Here is a 16,917-nt window from a genome sequence, read left to right on the forward strand (position 1 = left end):
CCTTACCCCTGCTCCGGCACCAGAATCTCGCGCTTGCCGACATGGTTGGCGGGCGTGACCAGCCCTTCCTCTTCCATCTGCTCGACCAGACGCGCGGCCTTGTTATAGCCGATGCCGAGCTTGCGCTGAATATAGCTGGTCGAACATTTGCGGTCCTGAATGACGACTTGCACCGCCTGATCGTAAAGCGCATCCTCGCCCGTGGTGTTGCCGCCCAGACCCAGCACCGCGTCGATATCGGCCTCGCGCTCCTGTTCCGGCCCGTCCACCACGCCCGATTTGTAATCCGGCGGCCCGAAGCTCTTGAGGTGATTGACCACCTCCTCCACTTCCTCATCGCTGACAAAGGGGCCATGGATACGGCTCACGCGCCCGCCGCCCGCCATATAGAGCATGTCGCCCATGCCCAGAAGCTGCTCGGCCCCCTGCTCGCCCAGAATGGTCCGCGAGTCGATTTTCGATGTGACCTGAAACGAAATCCGCGTCGGGAAATTCGCCTTGATCGTGCCGGTGATCACATCGACCGAAGGTCGCTGCGTCGCCATGATCAGATGGATGCCAGACGCCCGCGCCATCTGCGCCAGACGCTGGATACAGGCTTCGATCTCCTTGCCCGCGACCATCATCAGATCGGCCATCTCATCGACCACCACCACGATGAAGGGCAGCAGCTCGGGCGCGAATTCTTCCGATTCGAAAACCGGATCGCCGGTTTCATCGTCAAACCCGGTCTGGATCGTGCGCTTGAACATCTCGCCGCGCTCCAGCGCCTCGCGCACGCGGCCATTATAGCCCTCGATATTGCGCACGCCCATCTTGGACATCTTGCGATAACGTTCCTCCATCTCGCCCACGACCCATTTCAGCGCGACCACGGCCTTTTTGGGGTCGGTCACAACCGGCGAGAGCAGATGCGGGATGCCGTCATAGACCGAAAGCTCCAGCATCTTGGGGTCGATCATGATCATCCGGCATTCTTCGGGCGGCAGACGATAGAGAAGCGACAGAATCATCGTGTTGATCGCCACCGATTTCCCCGAACCGGTGGTCCCGGCGATCAGCAGATGCGGCATCTTCGCCAGATTGGCCACGATCGGCTCACCATCAATCGCCTTGCCCAGCGCCAAGGGCAGGCGCATGTTGCTGTCGCCATAATCGCGCGCCGAGAGGATCTCGCGCAGCACCACTTTCTCGCGGTGGATATTGGGCAGTTCGATCCCGATGATCGAGCGGCCCGGCACCGTCGAGACCCGCGCCGACAGGGCCGACATCGAGCGCGCGATATCATCGGCCAGTCCGATCACGCGGCTTGCCTTCAACCCCGGCGCCGGTTCCAGCTCATATTGCGTGACCACAGGGCCGGGCCGCACGCTGACGATCTCGCCGCGCACGCCGTAATCATCCAGCACCGCTTCCAGCATGCGCGCATTCTCTTCCAGCGCCTCGTCGCCCAGCGTGTAGCGCTGCACATTCGAGGGGTTCTCCAGCAGCGACAGCGGCGGCAACTCAAAAACCGGGGCAGAGCGGGTCTCGAATTGCAGCGCGGGCTGCGCCTCGGCCTGCGCTTGCCGCGAGGGCATCACCTTGCGCGGCGCATTCGGCACCACGCGGCGCTGCAGCACATGCGCGCCGCGCTGCGGCTCGGGCGCGGGGTGCATATCCATGTCATCGGGCACGAAATACCCGTCATCCTCGTCCCGCATGGGTGCCTGCGCGGTGGGCATAGCTGCGGCCAGAGGCGGCTCGACCCGCGGCGCGGGGGAAAGCGGGGCCTCTGTCGCCGGGCGGGTTGCCATCATCCAGTCCGGCATCGGCACCGCCACCAGCGGCGCGGCGGTCAGGCTGGCCTGAAACCCTGTCGGGGCCATGCTTGCCTGCGCCATCGCGGGCGGCGCCATATGCGGACCCCCGGCGGCAGGGCGCTGCGCGCGCAGCGGCGGCTCGGAGATCGGGAATTGCGCCCGGTTCATCTTGAGCACGGGTTTGGCGGATTTGCGGTGCCGGATCGCATCGGCAATCCGCGACTTGATCCGCGCATCCTCCGGCGGCTGCGCCTGCAGGGCCGTGGTGCTCAGCATCGGCTCGACCAGTTCATTGCGCAGATCAGGGGCCGCGGGCTCGGGCGCGCGCCCGCTCAGGGCCTTCAGTCTGGCCAGAAGCCCGCTGCCCTGCGCGCTGGCCGAATGATCGCCCATATCATGGCGCGGCGGCGCACTCAGCGGCCGGGGGGCCGCGACAGGGGCGGCAGGGGGCGGCGCGGCATAGCCCGGTTCGTCGATCTCATAGAGATCCTCGTCATATTCCGGGTGAAACTGCGCGACCCGCGCGTCATGGTTTGATGCCCGGATCACCGGCGGGCCACGCCGGACCGGCTCTGGCCGATAGGCGGGCGCGGGCTCCTGCTGCGGCGCGCGCGCGGCGCGCATCACCGGCTCGGGCTGGCCGTAATGGTTTCCGGCCCAAGGCTGTTCCTGTTCCTGCTCGTAATGCTGGGTCGCCTCATAGGCCTGCATCGCGCGCCGCTCGCGCGCGGCGGCATGGGCCGCGCGCCCGTCCTGCACCTTGCGCGCAACAACCCCGCCCGCAACCCGCAGACCCTTGACGCCGCCGCCGACACCGCCGCGCAGCAGATGCCGGATGCCCGCATAGCACAGCACCATTCCCGCAGCGACATAGCGCCCGTATTGCAGCAATTCGAACCGGTCCACGCCCAGCACGAAAGCCCAGATGGCAAGGGTGGCAAAGAGCATCGCTACTCCCATGAAGGTCACACCGGCCCCCGCGCTCATCGGCAGGGCATTCACGACCGCCGCCAGAACCGTGTCGCCGAAGATCCCGCCCAGCCCGTAGATCGTGTCCCAGCCCGCGCCGGGCACGAGTGTCGCGCACCAGACTGCCGTGATCGCCAGCGCAATCGGCACAAAGACCGCCCGGCTCAGCGCCTGTTCATGCCCGCGCCCCAGAACCAGCCGCAGGCCCCAGCCACCGAAGAAGGCCACCAGCCCCCAGGAAGCGATGCCGATGATGATCATCAGGGGCGAGGCCATCGCCGCCCCGATCCGGCCCAGCGAGTTCTGCACCGGCATGTCGGTCGAGGCCATCCAGCTCGGATCACTCGGCGCATAGGATCCCAGCATCATCGCCAGGAGCACGGCAAGCGCCAGAAATCCGAGGCCCAGCAATTCCCGGCCCCGTTTCTGCAGCACCTGATTCAGATTGCTGTCCAGAAGCGGATCGCGCCCATGCGTGTTCCAAGATGCCATCGAACTTGCCCCGTTAGCTGTATAGACTGTTGCGAAGCCGCCTGAGCGCGTCTTCCAGTTCATCAATTGGCGTGACCATCGCCACGCGGATAAAGCCCTTGCCGGGATTTCCTCGCGCATCATCGCGCGCCAGATAGGCGCCCGGCAGCACGCGGATGCCGGTCTCGCGCCAGAGTTTCAGCGCAGCCTCTTCACCATCGCCGACCCGCAGCCAGAGGAAGAAACCGGCCTCCGGCCCCTTGTATCCCGGCACACCTGCGAAGATGCGATCCGCCAGGGCATATTTCTGCTGATAGAGCGCGCGCGAGCGGTTCACATGCGCCTCGTCATTCCAGGCCGCTGCGGCGACATGCTGCAAGGTCTCGGGCAAGGGCGCACCGGCATAGGCGCGCAACTGGCGGATATGGCGGATGCATTCCGGCCCGCCCGCAACAAAGCCGGAGCGCAGCCCCGGCAGGTTCGAGCGTTTCGAGAGCGAATGGAACGAGAGCACGCGCTCGGGATCGGCGCCCATCTCCTGCGCCACCTGCAACACCCCCGGCGGGGGCGTGTCGCGATAGATCTCGGAATAGCATTCATCCGCGAAGATGCGGAAATCATGGCGCTCGGCCAGCGTCAGCATCTCGCGCCAATAGGCGACATCCGCGACCGCGCCCTGCGGATTGCCGGGCGAGCAGATATAGGCAATCGCCACCCGGTCCAGCAGTTCCGGCGCCAGATCAGCGTAGCGCGGCAGATAGCCGGTCTCCTCGGTCGCGGGCACATAGACCGGCTCGGCCCCGACCGCCAAAGCGGCAACCGCATAGACCTGATAAAACGGGTTCGGCGTCAGGATGACGGGCACGCCCCCGGCCTTGCGTTCGGGGCAGAGCGCAAGGGCTGCATTGAACAGCCCCTCGCGCGTGCCGTTCAGCACCATCAGCCGGTCCTGTGCCAGATCCACCCCGTAACGCCGCGCGATCCAGCCCTGAATCGCCTCCAGCAAGGGCGCGATCCCCTCATTCGCGGGGTATCTCGCGAAACCGTCCAGATGCGCATTCAGCACCTCGGCCAGAAAGGGCGGCAATTCATGGCGCGGCTCGCCGATCGACATGGCGACAGGCACACCACCGGGCTGGTGGTGATCCAGAAGCGCCCGCAAACGCGGAAACGCATATTCCGGCAGGTTCGAAAACCGCTCAGGGAATGCCATGGACTGCCTCAACTGCTCGGGATCTTTTGCCCCTTTTGCGGGCAGGATAACGCGACAGGCGGCGCGGGTCCAGAAAAACGCATGAACTTTGCCAGATAAACCCGCGAAATTGTGGCTTTTTCGCAGATCACTCGGTGCGAATACTACATATCGACGTCGGCCCGGCTCTAACGACTACAGATAGCCCGGTTGCCCTTGCCCCGCCCTCTCGGGCCGGGTCCAGTGCAGCAGGATGGCGAGCATCAGGGCAAGAAACTGAACCGCAATTCCCAGAGCAGACAGGAGCCGGATTGCGAAATCCGGGTCCAGATGCGCGCGCAGCCAGAGTTCTGTCGCGAATACCACCGCCTCGCTTCCAATGGCCAGCACAGCAAAGACCAGCGCGATGCGCCGCAATGGCCATCCCGCGTTCAGGCTCAGCAATGCCGCAACCACCAGCGCCTTTGCACTGGTCAATTCATAGGAGAAATGGGCGGAGGTAAAAGCCAGCAGCGCGCGTTCCAGCCGAAGGGCAACGCTGTGCTGACCCAGTGCAAGAACAAGATCCGGCACGACATAGATGAAGAATGACAGGGCAAAACTGGCCGCAGCTGCCAGCATCCAGGGCCGGGCCGCTGCGGGAACATCACCGCGCCGGGACGGGCGCAGGGCGAGTACCGTGACCAGCGCGATCATCAGCCCCCAGAATACCGGCAAAGCCTCATGGCGCAGCAAGGGAATGCCGAAGGACAGGATCACAAGTGCCGCGAACAGGCCCCATGCCAGCGGGCGCGGATAGAATCTCAGACAGGCCAGCGCGAGCGCAAAGCCCATCGTCACCGGCACCACCCACAAGAACATTTCGGCGAGAGACAGCAGCGGGGCAACCATCGCGCCCTCCATGCCGCCGGACAGAATGCCGAAGGCCAGCAGATCCGGCAGCACGACGATCAGCACTGCGCCGCCAAGCCCTACGCGGAAGGCGAGGCGCCCATAGGCAGAGGCCGCAAGCCCCATTGCCAGAACCGCAAGACCAAGCGCTGCGACCTGCTGCATCGCCGAGGACAGGACCACCAGCCGGGCAACCGGTCCGTCAAAACCCGTGCGCTCGATCTCTGCAACATAGGCGCCCGCCAGCGAGTACTGAAACATCGGGGCGGCGAAATAGACGACCAGCAGTCCCGTCATCACCGAGCACAGGCGCTGCGGAGCCGCGCTCATGCGCTTGCCGGGTAGGTCATGCACGCGCCAGCGCCAGTTCCACCCCCGCCCCCAGACGCAGCAGCCGGTCTTCCTGCATCGGCGGACACATCAGGCTGATCCCGACCGAGGGCACGCCCGTCGGCAAGGTCAGCACGCAAAGCCCCAGCAGATTGCCGATCCTTGTGTTGCGCAGCGTCAGCAGGTTCTCGGTGGTGAAATAGGCGTGATCGCGCAACAGCCGCGCGGCATTGGGCGGCAGGTTGGGCGTGGTGGGCAGAAGCACCGCATCATAGCCCGCCACAGCCGCCAGATAGGCCGCGCGATGGCGCTCCAGCGCCGCCCATGCATCCAGATAATCCGTCGCCAGATGATCGCGGCCCGAGCGGAAGCGCTCCAGCACCGGTGAGAACATCACGCCGGGATCGGTCTCGATCAGATGGCGCCATTGCGCAAAGCATTCGGGCGTGTAGATCACCGCCGAGAGCGCCAGCGCCTCTTCCACCGGGGCGAGCATGGCCGTCTCGACGCTGGCCCCGGCGCTTTCCAGCGCGGCCACGGCATCGCTGAACCCGTCCTGAATGGTCGGGCGGCTGTCCACGAAAGGCGCGCCTTCCAGCACCAGAAAGCGCCGCCCGGCCACTGTCGCGCCGCGCAGATCGGGCAGGGGGCGGTTTTCCATGCCCGCCAATGCCAGCGCGCAATCCTCGACCGTGCGCGCAAGCGGCCCCACAGTGTCGAATTTCGGCGCCAGCGGCACCGCGCCTTGCAGCGACAGCCGCCCCGATGTGGTCTTGAGCCCGACCAGATCATTCCAGGCCGCCGGAACCCGCACCGACCCGCCCGTATCCGACCCGATGGCCAGCGCCGCCAGCCCGAAGGCCACCGATGCCGCCGCGCCCGAGGATGACCCCCCCGGCACCGCCTCCAGATCATTATAGCAAGGCGGTGTTGCCGTGACCGGGTTCAGCCCCAGCCCGGAATAGGCAAACTCGGTCATATGGGTCTTGCCCAGACAGATCGTGCCCGCCGCCGTCAGGGCGCGCAGCACTGCGGCATCCGTATCGGGGATGCGGCCCTTCAACAGCGCGGTGCCCGATTCCGTGGCCACGCCCGCCGTGTCGAACAGGTCTTTCCACGACAGCGGCACCCCATCCAGCGGGCCAAGCCGCAGCCCGGCGCGGGCGCGCGTGCGCGCGGCCATAGCTTCGGTCAGGGCGCGTTCGGGCGTGGTGCGCGCATAGATGCGGGTGCCCATCGGATGCGCCTCGATTGCGGCAAGATAGTCTTCGGTCAGGGCAAGCGGGCAAAGCCCCCCTGCACCGATCCTGCGCCCGGTTTCAGCGGCGGACAGGGTAAGCGGGCTGGACGTCATGGCAGTCACCTTTCAGGGGGGCCGGGCTATCTACCCCGCGCTACTGGAAGATATTTGGACAAAACAGAAATGGGAAGAGCGTAGCTTTTGCCGCATGGACAAGCGCCGCCCGCATGCCATATCTCAATCATGACACATGATACTGACATTCTGATCATAGGCGGCGGGCTGAACGGACCTTCCCTTGCGCTGGCGCTTGCGCAGGCCGGTCTGCGGGTAACTGTGCTCGACGCGCTGCCCCGCGAGACCCGCGCCGCGCCGGAATTTGACGGGCGCGCCTATGCGCTGGCGCTGGGCTCCAGCCGGGTTCTCGCTGCATTGGGGGTCTGGGAGAAGCTGGCCGATCACGCCCAGCCGATCCTGCAGGTCAAGGCCAGTGACGGGCGTGCAGGCGAAGGCGCCGCGCCCTTCTTCCTGCATTTCGACGCGGCCGAGCTGGAAGAAGGCCCGATGGGCCATATGCTGGAGGACCGCTTCCTGCGCGCAGCACTTCTCGACGCGATGGATGCGGCGCCGGAAATCACCCATCGCGCGCAGGCGCGCGTTGTGGCGCAGAGCACTGACGCGACCGGCGCGCAGGTCGCGCTGGCAGATGGCAGCATTTTGCGCGCGCGCCTGCTGATCGGCTGTGACGGGCGCGAAAGCGGCACCGCGCAGCGCGCAGGCATCCGCCGCAGCGGCTGGGATTACGGCCAGACCGCGCTGGTCTGCGCCATCGAGCACGCCCTGCCGCATGACGGGATCGCGCATCAGTTCTTCATGCCCGCCGGGCCGCTGGCGATCCTGCCCCTGCCCGGCAACCGCTCGTCGATTGTCTGGAGCGAGGCCACCGCCACCGCTGCCGCCATCCACGCGCTGGATGATGCGGCCTATCTCGACGCCCTGCGCCCGTGTTTCGGCGATTTTCTGGGCGAGATCGCACTTGCAGGGCAGCGCTATGCCTATCCGCTGAAACTGACCATCGCCAACAGCTTCATCGGCCCGCGCCTTGCACTGGTGGGCGATGCGGCGCATGGGATGCACCCGATTGCCGGTCAGGGCTTCAATTTCGGCCTGCGCGATGTGGCGGCACTGGCCGAAGTCGTGACCTTGGCGGCCCGACGCGGCGAGGATATCGCCTCGCCCCTCGTGCTGGAACGCTACCAGCAATGGCGGCGCTTTGACACGATGCTGATGGCGGTCGGCACCGACAGCGTGAACCGGCTGTTTTCCAATGACAACACGCTTCTGCGCGGGCTGCGCGATCTTGGCATGGGCGCGGTCTCGGCCATCCCGGCGCTCCGCCGCAGCTTCATGCGCGAAGCGGCGGGCCTGACCGGCGACCTGCCCCGGCTGATGCGCGGGCAGCGGGTCTAGGCTTCGGCCAGCAGCGCCGCCACATCCAGTCGCGTATTGCCCATGCGCAGCGCGCCCTCCGCATCGCGCGGCCAGTCCTCGGGCGCACGGTCGCGGTAAAGCTCCACCCCGTTCCCGTCCGGGTCGCGCAGATAGACCGCCTCGGACACACCGTGATCGGCGGCGCCCTCCAGCGCATAGCCCGCCGCCAGAACCCGGCCCAGCGCCTGCGCCAGCCCGCGCCGGTCGGGATAGAGCACCGCCAGATGATACAGCCCCGCAAATCCGCCCGGCGCGGGCGCGGCGCCCGCACTTTCCCAGGTGTTCAGCCCGATATGATGGTGATAGCCATCCGCGCCCATGAATGCCGCCTGCGGCCCGTAGCGCTGGGTCAGCTCGAACCCCAGCAACTGATAGAACCCGATCGCGCGTTCCAGATCCGCGACTTTCAGATGCACATGGCCGATCTGCGGCCCGCCTGATGACCTCTGCATGATAGAACTCCTTCTGCCATGATTTCAGATAGCCCCCGGAGGCCCCTCCCGATAGTCTCCAGAAATGCAGAGCCCCTGTGCGGCACCTCACCACCTTGTGACAATGCGCCCTGAACGAAAACGCCCCCAGACATCGTACTGTTCCGAAACAGCCAACCGGAGAGCCCCATGCCCCTGCGCGCCCTGACCCTTGCCCTGTTCACGCTGATGGCCAGTCTGACCCCTGCAGCGGCCCAGTCCACCCAGACCGCGCTTGTCGCAGGCGGCTGTTTCTGGTGCGTCGAGTCGGATTTCCGCCGCGTCGAGGGCGTGAGCGACGTGCGCGTCGGCTTTGCCGGTGGCACCACCCCCAATCCCGTCTATGACGATGTGGCGCGCGGGCGCACCGATCATCTGGAAGTCGCCGAAATCCGCTTCGACCCCGATCAGATCAGCTATGACCAGATCCTGCATCTCTTCCTGCGCTCGGTCGATGTGACCGATGCGGGCGGGCAGTTCTGCGACCGGGGTGCGCATTACACCACCGCGATCTTCGCCACACCCGGCCAGATGGCCAGCGCGCAGGCCGCCATCACCGCGGCCGAGGCCGAACTGGGCCGCGCCATCGTCACCCCCGTGCGGCCCAGCGCAACCTTCTACCCCGCCGATGAGTTCCACCAGAATTACGCCAATTCCACCGAGCGCACCCTGACCCGCTTCGGCTGGGTCGAACGCCGCGACGCCTATAAGCGCTATCGCGAAGCCTGCGGCCGGGACGCGCGGGTGCGCCAGATCTGGGGCGCCTCAGCCGCTTTCGCCAAGTAACGCCTCGATCTCTTCCAGCACGGGCATCGCCGCCGCCGTGCCCGCGCGCGACACTTGCAGCGCCGCCGCCGCTGCGGCAAAGCGCATCGCCGCATCCGGGGTCTGGCCCGCATCCAGCGCCGCCGCCAGCGCCCCGGTGAAACAATCGCCCGCGCCGGTCGTATCCACCACCGCGACCGGCAGGGCCGCGACCTCGATCACCTCCATCCCGCGCGAGCGCCAGCTTGCCCCGGCAGCGCCGCGCGTGATCACCACATTCGAGACCGGCAGATCCTCGAAAGGCACATCCAGCGCCGCCTGCAATTGCGCCGCCTCGACCTCGTTCAGAACCAGTGTGTTGACGAAGGGCATCACCGCCTGCACCGCCGCCAGATCAAAAGGCGCTGCCGAGTAGATCACATCCATCCCCAGCCCCATCGCCGCTTCGGCCAGCGCCGCCTGATGCGCGGTCTCGTTCTGGATCAGCAGGATGTCATCCAGTTCGACCCCTTCCAGCGCCGCCAGCGCCGCGCCCAGATCCAGCGCGCCATTGGCTCCGGCATGCAGCACGATACTGTTCTCGCCCGCAGGATCGACCAGAATCACCGCATGTCCCGTCGCCCCCTCCAGCCGCTGCACGCCCCGGCAATCCACCCCGGCGGCTTCCATCTCGAACAAAGCCGGGGCGCCATCCGCCCCCACCGCGCCGATATGGCGTACCTCGGCCCCGGCCCGCGCCGCCGCCACGGATTGATTGGCCCCTTTGCCGCCCAGTTCCTGACGATAGCCGGACGAGGCCAGCGTCTCGCCCGGTGCGGGCAGATGCGGCAGCGCATAGAAATGATCAATATTGATCGACCCGAAACACCAGACCGCCATATGCGCCCCCTGCCTGCAATTTCGCCGCAGAATGGCACTCCGCCGCACTGCTGTCGAGCCTGCGGCCTGTTTCATTTTCTTGCCGCAAATACTCTGGGGGTGAAACCAGCCCGTCAGGGCTGGTGAGGGGGCAACGCCCCCTTTCCCCCGTCCGCCCCTTTCGCTAGTTTCGCGCGGAATGCGCAAACAGGAGCGGTGCCAGCGTGACCACCATCACCCCAATGATGCAGCAATATCTGGAGGTGAAATCCCAGCACCCCGATGCGCTGCTGTTCTACCGCATGGGCGATTTCTACGAGCTGTTCTTCGACGATGCCGTCGCCGCCGCGCAGGCGCTTGATATCGCGCTGACCAAACGCGGCCAGCATCTGGGCAAGGATATTCCGATGTGCGGCGTCCCCCATCACGCCGCCGAGGGCTATCTGCTGACGCTGATCCGCAAGGGCTTCCGCGTCGCCATTGCCGAACAGATGGAAACCCCCGAAGAGGCGAAGAAACGCGGCTCCAAATCCGTGGTGCAGCGCGATATCGTCCGCCTTGTGACCCCCGGCACGCTGACCGAGGATTCGCTTCTCGACGCCCGGCGCCATAATTTTCTGGCCGCCTATGCCGAACTTCGCGACGAGGGCGCGCTCGCGTTCGCCGATATCTCCACCGGCCAGATCCGCGTCACCCCCTGCACCCGCGCGCGCCTCTCGCCCGAGCTTGCCCGTCTCGCCCCGCGCGAGCTTCTGATCAGCGATCCCAAGGCCGAGGAGATCCGCCCCATCGCCGATGATCTGAATATCGCGCTCACCGGGCTTGCCCCCTCCAGCTTCGACAGTCAGGCCGCCGAGGCCCGCCTCTGCGCGCTCTACAAGGTCTCATCCCTTGACGGTTTCGGCCAGTTCACCCGCGCCGAGCGCGCCGCCCTTGGCGCGCTGATCGACTATCTCGACCTCACCCAGCGCGGCAAGCTGCCGCTGCTGCAACCCCCGGCCCGTGATCAGGCAGAGGCGCTGGTGCAGATCGACGCCGCCACGCGGCGCAATCTCGAACTGACCCAATCGCTCAGCGGTGCCCGCGAAGGCGCGCTGCTGCATGCCATCGACCGCACCGTGACCGCCGCCGGTGCGCGCCTGCTGGAGCGCCGCCTCGCCTCGCCCGCGCGCCATCTCGACACGATCCTCGCGCGCCAGCACGCGGTCACCGCCCTGCGTGCCGCCCCGCGTCTGCGCGCCGATCTGCGGTCGGCGCTGAAATCCGTCCCCGATCTCGACCGCGCGCTGTCGCGCCTTGCCCTTGACCGCGCGGGCCCGCGCGACATGGCCGCGATCCGCAACGCGCTTGCGGCGGCGCAGGATATCGCCGCCCTCGCCCCGCCCGATCTGCCGCCGCTCCTGCTTGAGGCCGCGCAATCCCTCACCGGCCATGACGCATTGCTCGACCTTCTCGACACTGCTCTGGTGGCCGAACCGCCGCTTCTGGCCCGCGACGGTGGCTTCATCGCCCCCGGCCATGACGCCGATCTCGACGACGCCCGCCGCTTGCGCGATGAAGGCCGCGGCGTTATCGCCGCCATGCAGGCCGACTATGCGCAGGATACCGGCATCCCCTCGCTGAAAATCAAGCATAACAATGTGCTGGGCTATTTCATCGAAGTCACCACCACCCATGCCGAGAAGATGCATGCGCTGTCAGAGCGCTATATCCACCGTCAGACCACTGCCAATCAGGTCCGCTTCACCACGCTGGATCTGTCGGAACTGGAAACCCGCATCCACAACGCCGGCGCCCGCGCGCTGGAGATCGAGAAACGCCATTTCGACGCGCTGCGCGCCGCCATCCTCGATCAGGCCGCACCCCTCGCCCAGACCGCCCGCGCGCTGGCCGAGATTGACCTCGCGAGCGCGCTGGCAGAGATCGCCGAGGCCCAGAGCTGGTGCGCCCCGACCCTCGACACCTCGCGCGCCTTCCAGATCACCGGCGGGCGTCATCCGGTCGTGGAACAGGCGCTGACCCGGCAGGGCCAGCCCTTTATCCCCAATGACTGCGACCTCAGCGCCTCGGACAGCGCCAAGATCTGGCTCCTGACCGGCCCCAATATGGCGGGTAAATCGACCTTCCTGCGCCAGAATGCCCTGATCGCCATACTCGCCCAGATGGGCGCGCATGTGCCCGCGCAAGCTGCCCATATCGGCCTTGTGTCCCAAGTGTTCAGCCGTGTCGGCGCCTCGGACGATCTTGCGCGCGGGCGCTCGACCTTCATGGTCGAAATGGTCGAAACTGCCGCGATCCTCAATCAGGCCGATGACCGCGCCCTTGTCATCCTTGATGAGATCGGGCGCGGCACTGCCACTTATGACGGGCTCTCCATCGCCTGGGCCACACTCGAACATCTGCATGACGTGAACCGCGCCCGCGCGCTTTTCGCCACGCATTACCACGAAATGACCGCGCTCGCAGGCCGGCTGCACGGGGTCGAGAATGCCACTGTCAGCGTCAAGGAATGGGAAGGCGAGGTCATCTTCCTGCATGAAGTGCGCCGGGGCGCTGCTGATCGCAGCTACGGCGTACAGGTCGCCCGCCTCGCCGGTCTGCCCGATGCCGTGATCACCCGCGCCCGCGAGGTGCTGAGCGCGCTGGAGCAAGGCACCGACAGCTCGCCCAAGGCCGTGATCGACGATCTGCCGCTCTTCTCGGCGGCCAAACCCCCGGCCCCGAAACCGGCCCCAAACCCCGCCATGGAAAAACTCGCCCGGATCAATCCGGACGAGCTGACCCCGCGCGAGGCATTGGAGCTGCTTTACGAGCTCAGATCGCTCAGCACATCCTGATCATTTTCTTGCCAGAAATACTCAACTCGCCGCTGGCGTCGAAGACACCCCGACCTGGGCGGGGCGCAACAACTGGTCATGCAGCATGAAACCCTCGGCCATCACCTGAATGATCTCGCCTGCCTTCGTCCCCGGCACCGGCGCCTCGAACATCGCCTGATGCGTATGCGGGTCGAACTGATCCCCCACTTCCGGGCAAATCCGTTCCACCCCATGCTTGCCCAGAATATTGGTCAATTCGCGCAGCGTCAACTCCACCCCCTCGACCAGCCCGGCGGCGGCGGCGCGCGTCTCGTCCGTCGCCGCATTCAGCGCGCGCGACAGATTGTCATAGACCGGCAGCATGTCCCGCGCGATCCGCGCACCGCCATAAAGCTGCGCATCGCGCCGGTCCTTCTCGGCCCGTTTGCGGCTGTTCTCGGCATCCGCCAGCGCCCGCATCATCCGGTCGCGCATTTCCTCGCGTTCCGCCAGCGCCACGGCCAGTTCCTCTTCCAGCGGGTTGCCTTCGTCCGGCGCAACCGCCTCCGCTGCGTCCTGCGCTTCCTCCGACATGTCGGGGGTCATTTTCGCTTCCGCCATCTTTCGCCCTTCTTCCTTCATTCGTTGCGCCGGTCCGTCAGCATCCGCCCGACCAGTTGCGCCGTGTAATCCACAATCGGCACGATCCGCCCGTAATTCAGCCGTGTCGGCCCGATCACGCCCACGGCCCCGATCACCTTGCGTTCGGCGTTCATATATGGAGAAACCACCAGAGTTGAACCCGTCAGCGAAAAAAGTCGGTTCTCCGCGCCGATAAAAATGCGTACCCCCTCGCCTTGTTCGGTCAGTTCCAGAAATTCGGTGATATCCCGCTTGCGTTCCAGATCATCAAACAAGGTCCGGATGCGCTCGATATCCTCAGCCGCCGCCCCCTCGTCAAGCAGATTTGACCGCCCCCGCACGATCAGACGCGCATCGGACACACTCTCGCCGTCCCAGACCGCCAGCCCCTGCTCGACCAGAGTTGTGGCCAGCGCATCGATCTCGCGCCGGTTCTGCGCGATCTCGGATTTGAACCGCGCCAGCAGCGAGGTAACGGTCGCGCCGTCGATCATCGAATTCAGGTAATTCGCGGCCTCGCGCAGCGCCGAAGGCGTGATCCCGGCAGGCGGCGTGAAAATCCGGTTCTCGACATGCCCGTCGGCAAAGACCAGCACCACCAGCGCCCGCTCGGGCGAGAGCGAGACAAATTCGATATGCTTGACCGCCGCCTCATGCTTGGGCGACAGCACCAGCGACGCGCCCTGCGTGATCCCGCTCAGCGCGCCGCCCACCTGTTCCAGCAATCCCGCCACATCGCGCTCATTGCTGCCCAGCGTCAGATCCAACTTCTCGCGGTCGCGCGCATCCAGCGGCGCGACTTCCAGGAGCGAATCCACGAACAATCGCAGCCCCGCCTGGGTCGGCACCCGCCCGGCCGAGACATGCGGGCTGCCCAAGAGCCCCAGATATTCCAGATCCTGCATCACATTGCGGATCGTCGCCGCCGAGACCTTCTCGCTCATGTCGCGTGTCAGCGTGCGCGAGCCCACAGGCTGGCCCGATTGCAGATAGCCCTCGACCACGCGGCGGAACACCTCGCGCGAGCGGTCGGTCATCTCACCCATCAGCGCTCGGGAATCTACAGGTTTGACCATCTCTTACTCCGGCAGGACACCACGGACGCAACGCACAGAGGACAGCAATTTCACCCAAGGATCAAGGCCGATCAGGCTTGCATCCCAAGGCCGGGCCCCTGTATCGAGACAGGGTAATCCAAGAGGTATCCCCGATGCGCCCTTCCGGCAGAAATCTAGACGAAATCCGCGCCATTTCAATCGAACCGCATGTCACGAAACATGCCGAAGGCTCCTGCATGATCTCTGTGGGCGATACGAAAGTGCTCTGCACCGCCTCGCTGGAGGACCGCACGCCGCCCTTCCTGCGCAATACCGGGCTGGGCTGGGTGACGGCCGAATACGGCATGCTGCCGCGCGCCACCAATACCCGCGTGCGCCGCGAGGCCGCATCGGGCAAGCAACAGGGCCGCACGGTCGAGATCCAGCGCCTGATCGGGCGCAGCTTGCGCGCCTGCGTTGATCGCAGCGCGCTTGGCGAGCGTCAGATCACGATTGATTGTGATGTGATTCAGGCCGATGGCGGCACCCGCTGCGCCGCAATCACCGGCGGCTGGGTCGCGCTGCGTCTGGCCGTGAACAAGCTTCTCAAGGCAGGCGATGTCGTTTCCGACCCGATCACCGATCATCTGGCCGCCGTGTCCTGCGGCATCTATGCGGGCCAGCCCCTGCTCGATCTCGACTATGCCGAGGACAGCACCGCGGGCGTGGATGGCAATTTCATCCTCCTGGGCTCGGGCCGCATGGTCGAGGTGCAGATGAGCGCCGAAGGCGCCACTTTCTCGCGGCCTGAGATGGACCAGCTCGTGAACCTCGCTGAAAAAGGCGTTTCCGAACTGGTCGCCGCCCAGAAAGCCGCGCTCGCATGAGGAAGTTTGCAGGCAATACCCTGCTGATCGCCACCCATAACGCGGGCAAGCTCGGGGAGTTTCAGGAAATCCTCGGGCCCCTTGGCATCACGGTCACATCCGCCAGGGAACACGGCCTGCCAGAGCCAGAGGAAACCGGCACGACCTTTGTCGAGAATGCCCGCCTGAAAGCCCATGCCGCCGCGCAGGCCACCGGCCTGCCCGCGCTGGCGGACGATTCCGGGCTGGAAGTCGCCGCATTGGATGGCGCCCCCGGTGTCTATACCGCCGACTGGGCCGAAACCCCCTCGGGCCGCGATTTCGCCATGGCGATGGAAAAAACCCATGCCAAGCTGATCGCGGCAGCGGCCCCCCGGCCCTGGACCGCGCGCTTCTGCTGTACCCTCGTCCTTGCCTGGCCCGATGGCCATGACGAGGTGGTCGAGGGCCATGCCAATGGCCAGCTTGTCTGGCCCCGGCGCGGCAGCGATGGTCACGGCTATGACCCGATGTTCCAGCCCGAGGGCCAGACCCGCACCTTCGCGGAAATGACCCATACCGAAAAAAACGCCCTGTCGCATCGCGGCGCGGCGATTTCAGCCCTGCTGAAGGGCTGTTTCCAGTGACCCCATTTTCTTGCCCCAAATACTCGCGGGGGAGTCCGGGCTCGGCCCGGACGGGGGCGGCAGCCCCCCTCGCCTTCACCCAAGGACCAAACCCATGAAACGTATCTCCACAGGCTCCCCTTTCGAGAAAACCCTCGGCTACAGCCGCGCTGTGGTCAAAGGTGACTGGTGCTTCGTCTCCGGCGTCACCGGCTATGACTATGCCACCATGACCATGCCCGAAAGCGTCGCCGATCAGGCCCGCAACTGCTTCGCCACCATCGCCAAGGCCCTGACCGAGGGCGGCTTCACCATGCAGGATATCGTGCGCGTGCAATACACACTCACCGATGCCGCGCTGGTGGAAGAAGCCACCCCCGCTCTGGGCGAGGCCATGGGCGAGATCCGCCCCGCCGCCACCATGGTCATTGCCGGGCTGATCAAGCCCGAGATGCTGATCGAGATTGAAGTCACCGCCTTCAAGGGTTGA

The 16,917-nt window shown here is 65.9% G+C and carries 14 protein-coding genes; 6 read left to right on the top strand and 8 right to left on the bottom strand.

What is annotated here, in order from left to right; genetic code table 11:
- Window positions 1-2 precede the first annotated feature (2 nt).
- From BG457_RS00445 to BG457_RS00460, 4 genes are all read right to left on the bottom strand, one after another.
- Window positions 3-3,263 (bottom strand): DNA translocase FtsK, encoded by a 3,261-nt coding sequence (locus BG457_RS00445; RefSeq protein WP_071794973.1) that lies wholly within the window; start codon window positions 3,261-3,263, stop codon window positions 3-5.
- A gap of 13 nt (window positions 3,264-3,276) precedes the next feature.
- Window positions 3,277-4,455: an aminotransferase class I/II-fold pyridoxal phosphate-dependent enzyme gene (locus BG457_RS00450; RefSeq protein ID WP_071794974.1), complete on the bottom strand. Its 1,179-nt coding sequence runs from the start codon at window positions 4,453-4,455 to the stop codon at window positions 3,277-3,279.
- 174 nt (window positions 4,456-4,629) lie between these two features.
- Window positions 4,630-5,679 carry a hypothetical protein gene (locus tag BG457_RS00455; protein WP_139257482.1) on the bottom strand — a complete coding sequence of 350 codons (1,050 nt, stop codon included), beginning with the start codon at window positions 5,677-5,679 and terminating at the stop codon, window positions 4,630-4,632.
- A complete protein-coding gene (locus tag BG457_RS00460) occupies window positions 5,672-7,009 on the bottom strand; it encodes an amidase (protein ID WP_071794976.1) in 1,338 nt (445 codons plus the stop codon). Before BG457_RS00460 ends, BG457_RS00455 begins: the two co-directional genes overlap by 8 nt.
- A 129-nt stretch (window positions 7,010-7,138) precedes the next feature.
- Between BG457_RS00460 and BG457_RS00465 the strand changes: the two genes are divergently transcribed.
- The gene (locus BG457_RS00465; RefSeq protein WP_071794977.1) at window positions 7,139-8,365 is read left to right on the top strand and encodes an FAD-dependent monooxygenase; all 1,227 of its coding nucleotides are present in this window, start codon (window positions 7,139-7,141) and stop codon (window positions 8,363-8,365) included.
- Here BG457_RS00465 and BG457_RS00470 read toward each other — a convergent pair.
- Complete coding sequence (locus BG457_RS00470) at window positions 8,362-8,838, bottom strand: VOC family protein (RefSeq protein ID WP_071794978.1); 477 nt, start codon at window positions 8,836-8,838, stop codon at window positions 8,362-8,364. The two genes, BG457_RS00465 and BG457_RS00470, sit on opposite strands and share 4 nt — an antisense overlap.
- Before the next feature lie 168 nt (window positions 8,839-9,006).
- Between BG457_RS00470 and msrA the strand changes: the two genes are divergently transcribed.
- Window positions 9,007-9,642: a peptide-methionine (S)-S-oxide reductase MsrA gene (msrA, locus tag BG457_RS00475; protein WP_071794979.1), complete on the top strand. Its 636-nt coding sequence runs from the start codon at window positions 9,007-9,009 to the stop codon at window positions 9,640-9,642.
- On the opposite strand, the gene BG457_RS00480 is transcribed toward msrA, so the two are convergent.
- Window positions 9,622-10,500, bottom strand: a complete 879-nt coding sequence (locus BG457_RS00480; protein ID WP_071795110.1) for a PfkB family carbohydrate kinase — start codon at window positions 10,498-10,500, stop codon at window positions 9,622-9,624. The genes msrA and BG457_RS00480 overlap by 21 nt on opposite strands.
- 221 nt (window positions 10,501-10,721) lie before the next feature.
- Between BG457_RS00480 and mutS the strand changes: the two genes are divergently transcribed.
- Window positions 10,722-13,316: a DNA mismatch repair protein MutS gene (gene mutS, locus BG457_RS00485; RefSeq protein ID WP_084657344.1), complete on the top strand. Its 2,595-nt coding sequence runs from the start codon at window positions 10,722-10,724 to the stop codon at window positions 13,314-13,316.
- A gap of 21 nt (window positions 13,317-13,337) precedes the next feature.
- Here mutS and BG457_RS00490 read toward each other — a convergent pair whose 3' ends face one another.
- Window positions 13,338-13,898, bottom strand: coding sequence for a nucleotide exchange factor GrpE (locus BG457_RS00490; protein ID WP_084657367.1), 561 nt, complete (start codon window positions 13,896-13,898; stop codon window positions 13,338-13,340).
- A 17-nt stretch (window positions 13,899-13,915) separates the two neighbouring features.
- The gene (gene hrcA, locus BG457_RS00495) at window positions 13,916-14,995 is read right to left on the bottom strand and encodes a heat-inducible transcriptional repressor HrcA (RefSeq protein WP_071794982.1); all 1,080 of its coding nucleotides are present in this window, start codon (window positions 14,993-14,995) and stop codon (window positions 13,916-13,918) included.
- Window positions 14,996-15,129: 134 nt separating this feature from the next.
- Here hrcA and rph point away from each other — a divergent pair, with 134 nt between their 5' ends.
- From rph to BG457_RS00510, 3 genes are all read left to right on the top strand, one after another.
- Window positions 15,130-15,843 (top strand): ribonuclease PH, encoded by a 714-nt coding sequence (gene rph, locus BG457_RS00500; RefSeq protein WP_071794983.1) that lies wholly within the window; start codon window positions 15,130-15,132, stop codon window positions 15,841-15,843.
- Window positions 15,840-16,448, top strand: coding sequence for an RdgB/HAM1 family non-canonical purine NTP pyrophosphatase (gene rdgB / locus BG457_RS00505; protein WP_071794984.1), 609 nt, complete (start codon window positions 15,840-15,842; stop codon window positions 16,446-16,448). Before rph ends, rdgB begins: the two co-directional genes overlap by 4 nt.
- 94 nt (window positions 16,449-16,542) lie before the next feature.
- A complete protein-coding gene (locus BG457_RS00510) occupies window positions 16,543-16,917 on the top strand; it encodes a RidA family protein (RefSeq protein ID WP_071794985.1) in 375 nt (124 codons plus the stop codon).

The organism is Natronohydrobacter thiooxidans (genome assembly GCF_001884735.1).
In the GTDB taxonomy this organism is placed as follows: domain Bacteria; phylum Pseudomonadota; class Alphaproteobacteria; order Rhodobacterales; family Rhodobacteraceae; genus Roseinatronobacter; species Roseinatronobacter thiooxidans_A.